The organism is Simiduia agarivorans SA1 = DSM 21679 (genome assembly GCF_000305785.2).
In the GTDB taxonomy this organism is placed as follows: Bacteria; Pseudomonadota; Gammaproteobacteria; order Pseudomonadales; family Cellvibrionaceae; genus Simiduia; species Simiduia agarivorans.
The window spans coordinates 2,203,019-2,218,728 of the sequence record NC_018868.3 but is presented as its reverse complement, the minus strand read 5'-3'; the positions used below and the strand labels follow the sequence as shown (position 1 = coordinate 2,218,728).

General features: G+C 58.6%; 14 protein-coding genes. 2 read left to right on the top strand and 12 right to left on the bottom strand.

The genetic code is table 11. The annotated features are described in order from the left end of the window. Positions 1-28: 28 nt before the first annotated feature. Both M5M_RS09940 and M5M_RS09935 read right to left on the bottom strand, forming a co-directional pair. Complete coding sequence (locus tag M5M_RS09940; protein WP_015047357.1) at positions 29-1,198, bottom strand: isovaleryl-CoA dehydrogenase; 1,170 nt, start codon at positions 1,196-1,198, stop codon at positions 29-31. Positions 1,199-1,223: 25 nt separating this feature from the next. After that, on the bottom strand, positions 1,224-1,592 hold the full coding sequence (locus M5M_RS09935) for a MerR family transcriptional regulator (protein ID WP_015047356.1): 369 nt from the start codon (positions 1,590-1,592) through the stop codon (positions 1,224-1,226). Between the two features lie 180 nt (positions 1,593-1,772). Here M5M_RS09935 and M5M_RS19520 point away from each other — a divergent pair, with 180 nt between their 5' ends. Continuing rightward, complete coding sequence (locus tag M5M_RS19520) at positions 1,773-2,561, top strand: YggN family protein (RefSeq protein ID WP_081640152.1); 789 nt, start codon at positions 1,773-1,775, stop codon at positions 2,559-2,561. Position 2,562: 1 nt separating this feature from the next. On the opposite strand, the gene M5M_RS09925 is transcribed toward M5M_RS19520, so the two are convergent. Together M5M_RS09925 and M5M_RS09920 are read right to left on the bottom strand one after the other, a co-directional pair. After that, complete coding sequence (locus M5M_RS09925) at positions 2,563-3,387, bottom strand: endonuclease/exonuclease/phosphatase family protein (protein WP_015047354.1); 825 nt, start codon at positions 3,385-3,387, stop codon at positions 2,563-2,565. Then, positions 3,360-4,475: a hypothetical protein gene (locus M5M_RS09920; protein ID WP_015047353.1), complete on the bottom strand. Its 1,116-nt coding sequence runs from the start codon at positions 4,473-4,475 to the stop codon at positions 3,360-3,362. The genes M5M_RS09925 and M5M_RS09920 overlap by 28 nt, the downstream gene beginning before the upstream one ends. A 170-nt stretch (positions 4,476-4,645) precedes the next feature. Here M5M_RS09920 and serB point away from each other — a divergent pair, with 170 nt between their 5' ends. Continuing rightward, a complete protein-coding gene (gene serB / locus M5M_RS09915) occupies positions 4,646-5,785 on the top strand; it encodes a phosphoserine phosphatase SerB (RefSeq protein ID WP_015047352.1) in 1,140 nt (379 codons plus the stop codon). Here the strand turns inward: serB and M5M_RS09910 are convergent. The 8 genes from M5M_RS09910 to M5M_RS09875 all read right to left on the bottom strand — a co-directional run bounded on the left by M5M_RS09910 (position 5,778) and on the right by M5M_RS09875 (position 15,658). Continuing rightward, a complete protein-coding gene (locus M5M_RS09910) occupies positions 5,778-7,289 on the bottom strand; it encodes a methyl-accepting chemotaxis protein (RefSeq protein WP_015047351.1) in 1,512 nt (503 codons plus the stop codon). The genes serB and M5M_RS09910 overlap by 8 nt on opposite strands. Before the next feature lie 33 nt (positions 7,290-7,322). Further along, on the bottom strand, positions 7,323-7,856 hold the full coding sequence (locus tag M5M_RS19515; RefSeq protein ID WP_015047350.1) for a DUF6436 domain-containing protein: 534 nt from the start codon (positions 7,854-7,856) through the stop codon (positions 7,323-7,325). Beyond that, positions 7,834-9,933, bottom strand: a complete 2,100-nt coding sequence (locus M5M_RS09900; protein WP_015047349.1) for an EAL domain-containing response regulator — start codon at positions 9,931-9,933, stop codon at positions 7,834-7,836. Before M5M_RS09900 ends, M5M_RS19515 begins: the two co-directional genes overlap by 23 nt. Positions 9,934-10,085: 152 nt before the next feature. Then, positions 10,086-11,864 (bottom strand): hypothetical protein, encoded by a 1,779-nt coding sequence (locus M5M_RS09895; RefSeq protein WP_015047348.1) that lies wholly within the window; start codon positions 11,862-11,864, stop codon positions 10,086-10,088. A gap of 185 nt (positions 11,865-12,049) precedes the next feature. After that, a complete protein-coding gene (gene cysE, locus M5M_RS09890; RefSeq protein ID WP_015047347.1) occupies positions 12,050-12,889 on the bottom strand; it encodes a serine O-acetyltransferase in 840 nt (279 codons plus the stop codon). An 83-nt stretch (positions 12,890-12,972) separates the two neighbouring features. Continuing rightward, a complete protein-coding gene (locus M5M_RS09885; RefSeq protein WP_015047346.1) occupies positions 12,973-13,557 on the bottom strand; it encodes a GNAT family N-acetyltransferase in 585 nt (194 codons plus the stop codon). Further along, positions 13,554-14,534: a serine/threonine protein kinase gene (locus M5M_RS09880; protein WP_015047345.1), complete on the bottom strand. Its 981-nt coding sequence runs from the start codon at positions 14,532-14,534 to the stop codon at positions 13,554-13,556. Before M5M_RS09880 ends, M5M_RS09885 begins: the two co-directional genes overlap by 4 nt. Further along, a complete protein-coding gene (locus M5M_RS09875) occupies positions 14,531-15,658 on the bottom strand; it encodes a beta-ketoacyl-ACP synthase III (RefSeq protein ID WP_015047344.1) in 1,128 nt (375 codons plus the stop codon). The genes M5M_RS09880 and M5M_RS09875 overlap by 4 nt, the downstream gene beginning before the upstream one ends. Positions 15,659-15,710: the final 52 nt, after the last annotated feature.

Below are 15,710 nucleotides of genomic sequence, written 5' to 3'. Positions count from 1 at the left end.
GTTTGCGCAACGCACCTGCGGTGATTTTTTATTTGGTTTCGTTAAACAGCTCGCGACCAATCAGCATGCGGCGGATTTCGCTGGTGCCGGCGCCGATTTCATACAGCTTGGCATCGCGCAATAAACGCCCGGTGGGGAACTCGTTGATGTAGCCGTTGCCGCCTAACAACTGGATCGCATCCAGCGCCATTTTGGTGGCCATTTCGGCGGTGTACAGAATTACGGCGGCCGCGTCTTTGCGCGATTCTTCGCCGCGATCGCAGGCCTTGGCCACGTTGTACAAATACGACTTGGACGCGTTCATGCCGGCGTACATGTCGGCCACCTTGCCCTGCACCAATTGGAACTGGCCGATGGACTGGTTGAACTGCTTGCGGTCGTGAATGTAGGGCACCACTACGTCCATGCAGGCGCTCATGATACCGGTGGGGCCACCGGAGAGAACCGTGCGCTCGTAATCGAGTCCGCTCATCAATACCGCCACGCCGCGGCCTTCGCCGCCGAGCACGTTTTCGGCCGGTACTTCACAGTCTTCGAACACCAGCTCACAAGTGTTGGAGCCGCGCATGCCCAGCTTGTCGAGTTTCTGATGACGGGAGAAGCCCTTGAAATCGCGCTCCACGATAAACGCGGTGATGCCTTTGGAGCCGGCGCTGATATCGGTTTTGGCATAGATTACATAAGTGTTGGCATCGGGGCCGTTGGTGATCCACATTTTGTTGCCGTTCAGCACATAGTGGTCGCCTTTTTTCTCGGCCCGCAACTTCATGGAGACCACGTCGGAACCGGCGTTGGGCTCGCTCATGGCCAGCGCGCCGATGTGCTCGCCGGAACACAGCTTGGGCAGGTACTTCTGCTTTTGCGCTTCAGTGCCATTCTTGTGAATCTGGTTCACGCACAAATTGGAGTGGGCGCCGTAGGAAAGACCCACCGAGGCGCTGGCGCGGGAAATTTCCTCCATGGCCACCACGTGTGCCAGGTAGCCCATGTTGGTGCCGCCGTATTCTTCTGCCACGGTCATGCCCAACAGGCCCATGTCGCCGAATTTTTTCCACATATCCATGGGGAATTCGTTGTCCAGATCGATCTGGGCGGCGCGTGGTGCCAGTTCGGCCTGGGCAAATTTGTGCACCGACTCGCGCAGCATGTCGATGTCTTCGCCTAAACCGAAATTCAACGTGGGGTATGGAAAGCTCATGGGTGGCCTCTCGTGTGGTCGTTTTTTATTGAAGGGCGTCGCGGCAGCGTTGCTCGGCGTCGTCCAGTTCCTGAAGCATCTGATCCAGGTCGCGCTTTTGCGCTTCCAACAGGGCTTTGCGCTCCTGAATCTTGCCGATCAGCCGGTTGAGCTGATCGGCGTTATTGGTGCCGGGGTTGTACATATCGATGATTTGCCGGCTTTCATCCAGTGACAGCCCCAACCGTTTGCCACGCAGAATCAGCTTGAGCTTAGTGCGGTCGGCGGCGCTGTAGAGCCGGGTCTGGCCCCGACGCTCGGGCACGATCAGGCCTTTATCCTCGTAAAAGCGAATGGTGCGGGTGGTGACGTCAAACTCCCGCGCCAGATCGGAAATCGTGTAGGTGTTGGCCATGGGGCTATCCGGGCAGATCGAGCCCATTACTCTATCTAAGGTTTACGTTAACGTAAAGGTAAGGAAGGGTATTAGCAGCGGTTTTTATATAACCGGGCAGTGGCTCGCTTAGTCGCAGGCGCATTGGGGGATCAAAGGTGCTGTGGAATACTGGCGCTTTAAGCCAATTGGGGAAGGATCATGACTTTGGGACGATGGATAGGATTGGGCCTGCTGTGGGTAAGTGCATTGAGTCTGGCCGATACCCGCGTGGAAGAGCCGCAGTGTGATCTGCATTTCGAGCAGAGTCTCACCGTCGACAAGTCTGTTTTAGAGGTGGCTGACCTGCGTTTCAGTACCGATGGTTCGGTCACGCGTGCAGGTAAACCCGTCAAACTCAACCGCGATCAGCAGGCATTGTCAGCCGAATATGTGGGTGAAGTGCAGGCGTTGGTGCCCGAGCTGCTGGCCTTGGTGCGGGATGCCATGAAACTGGTGGCGCGGGCACTGGGTGAAACCTTTTCCGAGCTGTTCGGTCACGACAGCGATGTGGCGGTGAAAACCGAATATGCACTGAATGTGGCGAGCCAGAAGCTGGACGAGCGTATCCAGCAAAAGGATGGTCGCTATCATTTATCTCATGGCGAGGAAGACCTGTTTTCCGAGGCCTTCGGTGAAGAATTTGACCAAGCGGTGGAAGAGGCCGCCAGCGAGTCTGTTGGCACGGGTATGTCGCTGGTGTGGCGCGCCCTGTTTGAGCCGGGCTTTGCCGACCGCATGGAAAAATTCGGCGAGCGCATGGAAGTCGAGATGAAAGAGGCGGCGGAAAACGTGGAGGCGCGGGGCGATATCATGTGCGAACGTGCACGCCGCACCGCCGCGCTCGAAACCCGCATGCGGGAAACCATTCCCGAGCTGGCTCACTATCGGCTGGTGCGCTACCAGGAAGAGAAGGCAGAGAAAGTCAGCGCACGCATTTCCGCCAATTGATTTAGTGCAGCCGCACCCGGGCCACCACCGCGCGGTGGTCCGACAGCGGGGCTTCCAACACCTGGTAGCCGCTGAAGGCCAGCTCCTCAGAAATCAGAATCCAATCCAGCACGTTACTTTTGTAGGTGGGCATTTCACCCGCTTGAGGGTGGCTGTGGAGCACCCGGTCCTGCTTGGCCATGGCGGCGGGCAAGAGTTCGGCCGCCAGCCGGGCATCGTTGAAATCACCCATCACGATCAGTGCTGCGTCCCGCTCTGCCACTACCGCTATCAGCTCTGCCATTTGCGCCAGACGCACCGACTGCCGGGAAAAATCCAGGTGTAGACTGACCACATCGATCGCTTGCGCAGGCTGTGCCGGATCGGGTTGCCAGTGAATGCGGGCGAGGGTAAAGCCTTTGTTGGGGGTGGGAAAACTGCCGGCAAACACGTGGTCGATCTGTTCTGCCAGGGGCAGGCGCGATAGCAAGGCGGTGCCGTAACTGACGGCCCAATTGTCGATATGCAGTGAATGGGCCCGCTCGTCCATGCCCAATCGATTGGCGAGATAGCCCACGTGATCGAAATTGCCACTCCAGCGGGAGGCGGCGTCGGCTTCCTGCAGGGCCACCAGATCCGGCTTAAGCGGCGCCAGCGTATCGGCCACGGTTTTCAGGTTTTCACCAAACCGGTCTTTGCCAATCAGCAGTTGGCTGAAGGCGGTACCCCGGCCGTGGGCGAGATTGAGTGTCACCAGTGTTAACTCCGCCGGCGGCGTCGCGCCGGTGGCGGCGACCCAACAGAGGAGCAGCCAGGCAATCAGGCGTCGGATGCGGGTGCCTGGCATAACTGATTGCATTGATTGATGAGCAGCTGCTGATAGGGTGGCAACAGTTGCTCAACCCGGGCACTGCGCTGGTCGGCGCGGGCGGCGAACTGGCAGCGTTCGGTAAGCGCTTCATCCAGTAACTTCACCGAGATCAGTGTGGCGCGTGTACCGCCCGGTTTGAGCTGACGGGAATACTGGGCTTTGAGGTTGGCACTGGCTTCAAATGGCAGAATTCGGGCACCCAGTTTGAGTGCCAGTTCGCTGCTTTCACTCAGGCTGTGTAACAGTTCGGCGCTGCAAATGGCGCGGAAGCTGGCCTCGGTGCGGTTTTCGTCTGAAAACAACAGGGTCAACTGATTGTTTTGCAGGCCCTGGCTTTCGCCCCCGTACAGCGCAGTCACGCCTTGCAGTTGCTGTTCAAAGCGACTCAGCAGTTGTTTGAAGGCTTCGCCATTCAGCTCGGTGTGCAGTTGTTCCAGATTGAGTAAATCGAGCGTCAGCTTCACCCGGGGCTTGAGCCTGCGCACCTTTTTGGTGGCGCTGGCGGGTTTGGTTGGTGTCGGTTCCGCTTGATAGCGCCGCGCCCACAACCAGAACAGTGCCACCAGCAATGCGGTGGTGAGCAGCAAACGCCCGTACAGGCGCATCCGGTTATCCAGTGCGCGGGCCAGATTCACCGCCACGGTGACATAGCCTGCGACACTGTCCTGCAGTACCACCGGCGCGGAATACTGGGCGATCTGCAGGTGCGGGTTGTGTTGGGCCAAAGTGCCCACCTGGGCCAGCAGGCGATCTTCCACATCGTGCAGGGTGGCGCCGGCCACGTCGAGATTGCGGCCGATATCGGCCATTTGGGCATTCAGGCTGACCTGATCCTGATTGAGCAGGGCGCCGGCCGCTTGTTCTGCAGCCAGATTGGCCAGGGTCTGGCCATAGCGCTGGGCGGCTGCCTGGGTGGCGTTGTCCAGAAACCAGTGCAGTTGCAGGCCGATGGCCAGGGTCAGCAGCAGGCTCAAAACCAGGGTGCCACCAAACGGGTGGGGATGTCTGAGTAAAGACTGCCAAAAAGGGCTGGCCGGCATATTGTTATGATTAGAGTCGGTCATCAAAACGCCTTAGGCCCCGGCTGGGGCAATTACGGCCGCCTAGTGTAGCCTAATCGGGTGGTGCTTGGGCAGCGGGCCCGCCGTGAGGCGGTCAAGTACGATTGGCGGCAATAAATCGCTATAATCCGCCCCCCTTGCGCTAGCGAACATCAAACTACCGAGATAAAAACATGCCACTGATTGCTCTCACCGGAAACCGAAACTCGCAGCCACTGGATTCCGTATTGGCTACGCTGGCGCAGCTGCCTGTGACCTGGGGCGGGATGGAAACCCGGTTACTGCACCCGGGGTTCAGCCTGCTGGCGGAGTGTGAGTCGCCGGTGGAGGCCGATGCGCTGCGGGAATCACTGGCCGAATTGCTGCCGGACCTGCAGGTTGCCGTGACACAAGCGCCGTCGCCTGCCGACTATGTGATGACGTTGATGGCACCGGCGTTGAACCCCGCGCATCAGACCGCGGTGTTGCGCAAGGCAGACGAATTGGGGCTGGGTTTTGTCTCGGGCCGCAGTCTTTCATCGGGTTGTTCGGCCGGGCGCCAGGGCTGGCAATTGCAGTTTTCCGGTCAGGTGGATCTGGCGGCCGCGCGCAAGGCGCTGTTGGCGTTGGCCGATAACTTGCAGGTGGATATTAACCTGCAGCCGCGCGCGGGCTTTGGCATGTCTGCCGGATTGATCTGCTTTGATATGGATTCCACCCTGATCAAAGCCGAGTGCATTGATGAACTGGCGCGCGAGGCCGGCATTGGTGAGCGGGTGTCTGAAATTACCGCGCAGGCCATGCGAGGGGAAATCGATTTTATCGAAAGTTTTACCCGCCGCATGGCGTTGCTCAATGGCTTGTCTGAATCGGTGCTGGAAGGTATTGCCAACCGGTTGGAGTTGATGGACGGTGCCGAAGTGTTGATTAACACGCTCAAGGCGCGCGGTTTTCATACCGCAATTTTGTCGGGTGGGTTCAATTACTTTGCTGAAAAAGTGGCCGCCCGTCTGGGCATTCACGAATACCATGCCAATCAATTGGAAATCGAGAATGGCTTTGTCACTGGCCGTGTTACCGGCACGGTTGTGGATGGCAAGCGCAAAGCCGAATTGATCCAACAGATTGCCGCTGACCGTGGTCTTGAAATGGCAAATGTGATCGCAGTGGGCGACGGCGCCAACGATTTACCCATGTTGGGGTTGGCCGGCATGGGCGTGGCCATTCACGCCAAACCACTGGTGCGGGCATCGGCGGATTACAGCATCAGCACGCTGGGGCTGGACGGCCTGTGTTACCTGCTGGGTCTGGAAGACGCAGATATTATCAGCTGATTTTAAACCGTCCGATTTGCTGTTGCATGCTGGTGCCGGCGGATTGAAGTTCGCTGGCTGTACTGAGAAGCTCGCTCAGTTGTTGCCTGTTGGCGTCGGACGAATGCTTGATGGTGACGGCATTGTCCCTTACACCGTTGATAGCGCTGGTTTGCTCAGCAGTGGCTTCGGCAATGGCGTCGTTCATGCTGGCAATTGTCGCGATGGCATTGGCGATGTTGCCCAGCAGTGCGCGGGTTCGGTCGATATTGGTGACACAAATCCCTACCCCTTGCTGGCTCGCGGCCATGGCATCGACCGTGGCCTTACTGCCTTTTTGCAGGCGTTGGATCATGCCCTGGATTTCTTCCGTCGACTGTTGTGTGCGCGAGGCAAGTGTGCGCACTTCATCGGCAACCACAGCAAATCCCCGCCCCTGCTCGCCGGCGCGGGCGGCCTCAATGGCGGCGTTGAGCGCCAGCAGATTCGTTTGCTCAGCAATGCCGCGAATCACATCCAGCATCGAACCGATGTTACTGGTTTCGTTGGCCAGCTCGGTAATGGCTTTCACCGCCTGATTGACCTGTGCTTCCAGGTCGCTGATGGCATTGTGGGTATCCTGACTGCATTGGCTGCCTTCGCGGGCATCCTGATCGGCTTGCTGGGTTTCGTTGGCGGCATCTTGGGCCCGGCTTGCTACCTGATGAATGCTTTCTGCCAACGCTTGGCTTGCGCTGGCAATTTGCTCTGACTGTTGCTGTTGTTCGGTGGACCGATGATGCATATCGTGGGTCAGCTGATCGAGTTGTTGCCCGCCGCGCGCAATGGTGGTGCAGGAGTGGTTGGCATCGGACACCAGTTGATGCACTGCATCGATAAAGCCGTTGAAGTTGCGTGTCAGTTCATGAGTGTCCGAGCTGCAGCGCCGGGTGAGATCGACGTGTTCGCTCTGGGTCAGTTCGGCCGCGGTATTTTTCAGATCGAATGCCACTTCGGCCTGCGCTTTCAAATCGATACACATCCAAAGCAGTACCCCGGTTTCCACCACCACGTAGAACGCGTGGAACAGAATAATGCCCCAGCTCCGGTCGGGTGAGTCCAGTACGAACACGCTGCCTCCCGCCTGTTGCATAGCGTAGAAGCCCAAATGGTGGACGGCGATGCCGCCGGCCATCACCAGCAGCGGAAGCCAGTCGCGGTAATAGGCGAGCAGTGCGAGCAGCACAAAAATAATAAAGTGGGCTTCGATCATGCCGTTGGCGAGGTGAATATGCAGGGCTGACATGAGCACAAAGGCGGCGGCAATCACTACGCGGGTCATTGGACTGCCGGGCATCGCTTTTACAAAAAACGTGCAGGCTGCCGCGGTGCCGCCCCCTACCACAATGGCTAATACCCAAAGATCAAACAGACTGGCCAAGCCCAGGCCCATCAGTGCACAACCATACACGGAGATCAGCAGCAGTTGATCTGCTTTCTCGTAGTGGGCCTGGAGCGGGGAGGTTTTGACGGGCGTATTCTGCATGGCGAGTCCTCGCATACAGCCTGTCCCTGGCGATTACTCTTGTGTGGGATTTGGTGGCGGGCAGAAGCAGCCGACGCCGGTGGTGTGCAGCATGTCGGGTGCAGCACCGGCCAGCAGCTGATCGAGCAGAGGCTCCACCAAACCGTCGCCAATAGAGCATAGCAGACTGTCGGAGTAGGGCCCGATGTAGCGCAACTGCCCCTGGGTGTCGAGCAGGGCCACCGCCGGTGTGCTGACCGGCAGGTCGGGCGCCAGCGCCGGGGCGGCAAAGTGAACCCCCAGGGGTTGGTAGTGCGCCTGGATTTCCTGCCGGTGCGGGTCGTTGAATCGGTTGCAGAAGCAGTCGGGCCGGCCCAGGTGTACCAACGTCACCTGGCCGGGACGATGAAAGCGGCTGAGCCAATCTGACAAGGGCGTGCCGTCAAACAAGGCGTAGGTTTCTGCGCCTGGAAACGCCTCGGTCCAGCGCAATTGGTAGTACCAGAAGGCCGTGGCCGAGCTGCCCAGCCAGACTGCCAGTACCAGCAGGACGGCGAGCCGTTTTTTAGCCGTCCATGCTGAAGTCATAGTTCATGCCTTCAGCGGGGCCTTGCAGGTAGTGACCCTGAATGTAGTGCACGCCGCTTTGCCACAGGGTGCTGAGCACACTGGCGTTTTCCACAAACGGCACCACGGTGATTTTTTCGAGTTTGTGCAACTCTTTGATCATGTTGGTGAGGCCATCGGCACCTTCATTGCCGTTTTGCACATCCTGGGTAAAGCTGCCGTCGACCTTGATGTAGGCCGCTGGCACGTGCTTCAGGGTGGTGAAGTGATTCATGGCGCAGCCGAAATTGGCAATACAGAGATTGGATTTGAGCTTGCTGATGCCGGTGCAGAATGCTTTGGCGGCATTCAGGTGATTGGTGACGTCGATTTCACGCACCTGGAAAATAATGGCATCGGTGGGCAATTTTGCGGCTTTGAAAGCAACGCCGAGCCAGGGCAGCAGCGAATCGTCAGTGAGTGAATGGCGACTCAGGTTCACAATCAGGCTGGTGTTGTTGCCCTTGGCGCGGTGCTCGGACAACATTTTGATGGACTCGAGAATGACCCAACGATCGATCTTGGTGGTGACGCCAATATTGTCCGCGGCTTCCAGAAAGTCGCTTGGCTGCACTTCTTCACCCTTGTCGTCCACCATGCGCATGAGCACTTCGTAGAGTTCATTTTCGTTGCCGCGCAAGCTGATGACCGGCTGGAACAGCAGTTTGAAGCGGTTGTTATCGACCGCCTTCTGTACCGCTTTGGTGATGCTCTGGCCTTCGGCTGTTTCTTTGGGTTCGTACAGCAGGGCATCGTTGCCGGTGATTTTTTCCTTGTCTTTTTTGCGCAGTTCTTCGATGGCCTGAAGAGCCTGATCGATGGCGGATTCGGCATCTTTGGTGGCTTCGGTAATCAGCGACAAGCCGGCGGTAATCGTGATTTGCGCGGTCTTGCCGTCAATATCGAATACTTTGTCGGCAATGCTCTTACACAGCGAGCGCGCGCGTGTCGTCAGCCTGTCTGCGCTGGTGCCCGGAGACAGTACGGCGAAAGTGTCGTCGGAGAAGCGCGCAAGGCATTCCTCGTCCTTGATTTGGCTGGACAACATTTCGGCCAGGGCTTTGACGATGCCGTCGGCTACGGATACGCCGTGCACCGATTCCACCCGGTCAAAAAAGGCGTCGGCTTCGATGTAAGTCAGCGTAAAGCCTTTATCGCCCTCGCTGGCTTTGTCGACAGCCGCTTCCAGCTTTTCCATGAAGAACTGGCGGTTGTACAGCCCGGTTTGTACATCGCGCTGTTTGATCTCATCCAGTTTGGCTTCGAACTCTGCACTGTTGGCTTCCACTTTTGCCGCGCGCATGACCAGTTGGATGCAAGGCTCTTCGTCAAAAATGGCGTGGGCAACGGAAATTTGCTGTTTGACTTCCTGGCCGTCGGATGTGAGGCCGGTGAAGCTGATCTCGGTGGACTCGGCTTCCTCGCCCTTGAGAGTGAACTCTTTCAGGAAAGCCTTGGTTTCTTCCTGATCCGCTTTCGCCACCAGGTCGATGGTGGGCAGACACAGTACATCGTCCGGGTCTTCGTAGCCGAAGCGTTCCGAAAAACTCTGGTTTACGTACAGGAACATTCCGTCCTGTACATAGGCAATTGCGTCGCGCGAGCTGTCGAGCAATTGTTGCGAACGGCGTTCCGCTTCTTTGAATTTCCGATCGGCTTTGCGGCGGGCCTGGCGGTTTTCGCGGTTGCTCATTTCGCGGTTGATGACCAGCAGCAGGTGCTGGTCCTCATCCATGCGCACCACGTCGGTGGCACCCATGCGCAGGCCGTCAACGACCGGGTGACTGCCTTCTTCCTCGGTCTGAAGAATGACCGGGATATCTTTATTCAGGCGTTTGATCTGGCGAATGGCATCGGCCGGCGCGAGGTTCTCCGCTTCGGCGTGGGCGATGGCAAGCTCCCAGCTTTGTTCCTGCAGGAGTTTGACCAATGCGTCTTCGCTTTCCACGTGTTGAGCACGGGTGTTGCGGCCGGCGTTATTGAGCATACTGATCAGCCGCTCTGCTTCCGAGCGGCTGTTGTTGATGATCAGTAACCTTAAGATGTCGTTCGGATTCATAGTGCCTTTTTGCTGCGTTTCCAGCGCTGGTCAGCGAGGAAAATCCATATTACATAATCTTATATTGGGCGAGCTCTATAGTGCATTCGGTTTAGTTAGAAAACCCCTGAACTGAGTACTGGTTCCCGAATTCTGCAATTGCGATTGCGCTTTCACTCGTCTTTCCATACGGAAGAGAAGTCTTCACCAGATTTCTCCTGCTCCTTATCTTTGGCGGGTTGCGCACCCGCATCGATAACGCGATACGTGAACTGGCTGAATGAGCCGGTGGCAAACAGGCGTTTGGTGAGCTGCAGGCGGATCTGACCTTCGGTGTCTCGCACCCTGACTTTGCAATACTCAGTAAAAGGCAGGCTGTCAGTAATTAAGGTAGACGGCTGGTTCACCGACTTCAATGCCTGAATTTTCAGGGCTCGCATAAACGGCGTATTTTCACCGGACTTTTGCACCATGGAGACGGCGGTCGCGCGGGCTTGGGGCGCGATCACCTGCACGCCCAGCTGGGTGTTACCGGCCGACTGGCGAATCCAGCGCACCGCGGCAATGGCCCATTTCAGCCGGCCGGGTTCCCTAACGCCAATCAGGTCGCCGGCGCGCAGCTTTTCGTCCTGGTCGGTGTTCCATTGCAGGCAGTAACCGCCCGGGCTGGTATCGACAATGCGGATCAGATGCACTGGCGCAATTTCAGGTGCCTCCTCTCCGGTATCATCCCAGTCTTCGGTGAAGTCCATTACCGGTAGCGCACCAAATGCACCGCCGCCGCCTCCACCCTCGCTGTTGGCCCAGGGATCCTGCTGTTCGCTCGTGGGTTTGGCATTGAATTCGAGTTTTTCCGCCAGGTGATCGAGGAATGCGGGAAACTCCACTTCACCTGCGCAGTGATAATGGAGGTTGATCAGGCCGACAGTAACCTGCAGGTCACCCTGGGCCAGCCGGCGCTCGAACGCGCGTTGGCGCAGCACAGCCCATGCCGAACACAGATGCTCTATCAGCTGAGTGGGAAAGTTGGCTGGCAGTTTGATGATGGCGGTGTCGTCATCCTTTAACTCCAGCTGGCGCTTGAGCCCGGTGACCAACTCTTCCATATCCAGTTCAAATACCTGATCCGGTTGCTTGGCGTGCAACCGGCTTTTGTAGACCGGCTGCAGGTCGTCATTCGGGTCGACGGCAAACAAGCGGGCCTCGTCAGTGCCCTCGCGCATATGGGCAAAGGGCGCCCAAAGTTCCAGTGCATCAAAGGCAGCCTGCACTTCCTGCTGGCGCATTTGATTGGGCCGGGCACAGGCGAGCAGCAGGGGGCGCAGGTATTGTTGGGTCAGCGTCATGGCCGGCACATGGGCCAGCCGGTCGTCCGCCACCAGCTGGTTTTCCCGCTCCAGCAATTTGGCCAGCTGGTACAGGCTGTGCAGTTCCAGCCAATGGCCAGCGGGCGTAGGGGTATAGAGTTGGTAACCGCGCATCAGCATCAGGGCAAAACCGTTGATCGCCCGGCTGAGCGCCAGATCCAGTTGAGCCAGTGCCGCACTGTTGGTTTTGCTTTGGGCCAGCTCGGCGGCCACCGCCACATAGCCGTTGGTCAGGTGTTTTTGCAGCGCTTGGGCGACGATGGCGGTTTTTACAGCCCCATCGGGCAGGATAATCGGTTGGTTCAGAAAATTGCGACCCAATCCCTGGATGCATTGCTGCACGTAGGGGCGCATGGATTCCAGCATATCCAGCCGGGTGGCGGCATCGGTTTTCAGGCGTGCCAGTTCAGGTAGTGCGGAATAGAGCTGAACGCTTGTAAAGCTGATGCGGGTTGCGGGCAAAGATTCCGCCCACGCCTTGACCGCAGCGGCTTTGGTGCTGTGGCAAAAGCTCAGGATGTTGAGGTTCTGGGGCGGCAAAGGCAGCCGCGCCAGAAGGCGTTGTAAGGTCTCGTCAAAGCTCATGTTGTCTGCTTATTCTTCGTCCATGAGGAAGTATAGGGAGCGGCCATCAATTCTGCCCGATTCAAATGCCGGACTTTTTGGTCTGCTCAAAGCCGGTGCATTTTACCGGTTCAGGCGCCGTGTAAACGTAAACAGTCAACAGATCCCCACTTTTGTACGATGGTACCCAAAAGTGGGGGTGGCTGTCAGCTGTCTGATGCGCTTTTACACTCAGCCTGGCAGGCCAGCTCGTGGTCCATGTCGAACGCGGGTGAGTCGCTCAGACAGCGTCCGACCAGCACCGCGGGTACGCCAGCGACGGTGGTGTGAGGCTCAACGGCCTTCAATACCACGCTGCCGGCGGCTACTTTCGCGCCTTCGCCAATGGTGATATTGCCCAGCACGGTGGCGCCGGCGCTGATCAGCACGCCGCGTCTGACTTTTGGGTGCCGGTCGCCCGATTCTTTACCCGTACCGCCCAGGGTGACGCCCTGCATGATGGAGACGTTGTCTTCCACCACGGCGGTTTCACCGATGACAATGCCGGTGGCGTGATCCAGCATGACCCCGCGGCCGATGCGGGCGGCCGGGTGGATGTCCACACCAAATACCTGTGATATCCGGTTCTGCAAGAACAATGCCAGCGACTTGCGTCCCTTGCTCCAGAGCCAATGGGCAATGCGGTAGCTTTGCAGTGCGTGAAAACCTTTGAAGTACAGGAATGGCGTCGCCAGCGAGCAGCAGGCGGAATCGCGGGTATTGATTGCGCACAAGTCCTCGCGCGCGGCGAGCGCAATGCCCGGGTCTTCGGCGATGGCCTGATCGATCACCTCGCGCACCATCATGGCCTGCGCCATGGGACTGTCGAGTTTACTGGCCAGATGGAAACTGAGTGCGGACTCAAAGGTGTCGTGATTGAGAATGGTGGCGTGCAGGAACGACGCCAGCATGGGTTCCTGCTCGGCGGCCTCGCGGGTGCGTGCACAGATCTCGATCCAGACGGAATCGGAAAGTGTGGTGTCCGTGAGTGTGCTGACCAGTGCCATGGGGTGCCCCTGTTTACCTGAGTTGCCCATTATGACGGTTCGTGCGGGCCAATCAAAGCGTAGAGCGGGATTCTTGCGTGGCGTTACACCGGCCGCACCAGCAGATGATGATCGGACAGGCCGGGAATGCTGCTGGCCTGGGAGGTGAGGAGGCGGAAGCCCAGACGTTCGTACAGTGCCCGCGCGCGCGGGTTTTCATCAGCGACATCCAGTGACAGTTGGCCGATTCCCCGGGCGCGCGCCTGAGATTCCGCATAGGCCAGCAACTGGGCTCCCAGGCCCTGGCTGCGCAGGGCTGGCGCAACGCCCAGTTGGGCCACGTGCAAGCTGTCGGGCGGCGGTGGCGGAATGAGTTTTTCCACCCGTAGACCGCGCACCAGCATAATTGGCGAGCGCCAGCTGCCCCAGCGGATAATGGCGGCCACATTGGCGTTCTGGCGCGCGTCGTGTTGATCGCGGGTATAGAGACTGATGCAGGCCTGCGCCTGGCCTTTGTCGTCGCGCATGACCGTGTGGGCGTCGAAGCCAAAGCTGTGTCCCTTGCCGTCGGATACCGATTGCAAAAATTCCAACGCCTGACCCAGAAAAACAAAGTCAAAGGCGGCGGGGCCCGAGCTGTAAATCAGCGGGGCCAGCGCATCGGATGCCCGTGCCGGTTCGATGATCATTGCAGCCTCAGTGGCGGTTCGTCCAGGGCCGACATCTGTTCGCGCAGTTCCAGAATGTGTTCGGCCCAATAGCGTTCGGTGTTGAACCAGGAGAATGCCTTGGGAAATGCCGGGTCCTGCCAGCGCCTGGCAAGCCAGGCGGCGTAGTGCATCATCCTGAGCGTGCGCAAGGGCTCCACCAGACTGAGCTCGCGCGGATCAAATTCGGAAAACATTTCGTAACCTTCGATGATTTCCGCCAGTTGCTGGTGCTGTTGTTGGCGATCACCGGACAGCAGCATCCACAAGTCCTGTATCGCCGGCCCCATGCGCGCATCGTCAAAATCCACCAGATGGGGCACCTCGTCGCGCCATAGGATATTGCCCGGGTGGCAGTCGCCGTGCAGGCGCAGCAGCTTGGGGGTGAAGCGGGCGAAAGCGGCATCCACTTTGACCAGCAGATCCCGGCTCAGGGTGCGGTAGGCTTCCTGCAGACTCGACGGGATAAAGCCGTCCAGCAAAAACGCCGCACTGTCGTGACCAAAACTGCGGGCATCGAGTGACGGCCGGAATTGAAACGGTTCGCGTTTGCCAATGGCGTGCAGCTGGCCCAAATGGCAGCCGAGGGTGTGCAGGTGATCGAGGTTATCCAGTTCGGGCGGATAGCCGCCCTGACGGGCAAACAGCGCGAAATCGAAGCCCGCGAAATGCCACAGGCTTTGGCCCTCGGTATCGGTCAGGGGTGGCACTACCGATAAACCTTCTGCGTGCAACTCGGCGGTGAAACGGTGTTCTTCGAGTATCTGATCCCGGGTCCAGCGGTCGGGCCGGTAAAACTTGGCGATCAGTGGTTGGCCGCCCTCAATGCCCACCTGGTAGACGCGGTTCTCGTAGCTGTTGAGGGGAAACACCCGGGCGTCGGTCAAACGCCCGGTGGATTCAATGGCATCCAGCACCCGGTCGGGTGTGAGTGCGGCGTAGGGGTGTGGCTGACTCAACGTTTGCGCAACAGCAGGCTGCCGATGGAGTAGCCCGCGCCGAAGGAGCACAGCACGCCCAGGTCGCCGGCGGCCAGATCTTCGTGGTGCAGGTTGAACGCGATCAATGAGCCGGCCGAGGCGGTGTTGGCATAGCGGTCGAGCACGATGGGTGCTTCTTCCGCATCGGCGTCGCGGCCCAGCAGCTTGCGCACGATCAGATTGTTCATGTTGATATTGGCCTGGTGCAACCACCAGCGTTTGACGTCTGCCGGGGTGAAACCTTTGGCTTCCAATTGGCCGCCGATGTGATCGGCGGCCATGGGGCAGACTTCCTTGAATACGGAGCGACCGTTCTGGTGAAACAGGTTGGCGGGGCCAAACGGGTCGTCGCCGTGGGCGCGCGATACATAGCCAAAGTTGGAGCGGATATTGTTGGAAAAACTGGTCACCGCTTTGATGTCGAGAATGTCGTAGCTGTGCTGGCTGGTACAGGTCTCGGCTTTTTCCACCACCATGGCGGTGGCCACGTCGCCAAAAATAAAGTGGCTGTCGCGGTCGGTGTAATTCAGCTGCGGCGAGGTGAGTTCCGGGTTGATCACCAATACCGCACGCGCGGAGCCTGAGGCCACGCTGTCGTAGGCGCGGTGCAAGGCAAAGGTTGCAGCCGAGCAGGCCACCAGCATGTCGAAACCGAAGCCAGCTATGCCCAACGCTGCTTGCACTTCGATGGCGATGGCCGGGTAAGCGCGCTGGGTGTAGGCGCAGGATACGATCACAGCATCGATATCTTCGGGCTTTTTATTGGCGGCGGCCAGTGCCTGCTTTGCGGCCGCCAATGCCATTTCTGCCTGGTGCGACATTTCATCTTCCGCACGCTGGGGGATGACCGGCGCCATGCGGTCTATGTCGCAAATGCCTTCTTTGGCAAACACGTACCGGCTTTTGATGCCTGAGGCTTTTTCGATGAATTCCGCACTGGAGTGGGGCTTGGCAGCGAGCTCGCCCGCTTCAATAGCGGCGGCGTTTTCTGCGTTGAACTTGTCCGCATAGCGGTTGTAGGCGTCAACCAGTTCTTCGTTGGTCACGCTGTGCGGAGGGGTGTAAAGGCCACTGCCACTGATGACGATGGATGCATTGCTCATAATTCTGATGCCTTGTGGGTCGGTCAGGCGGCACAGGCGGGTAGCCTTTGCG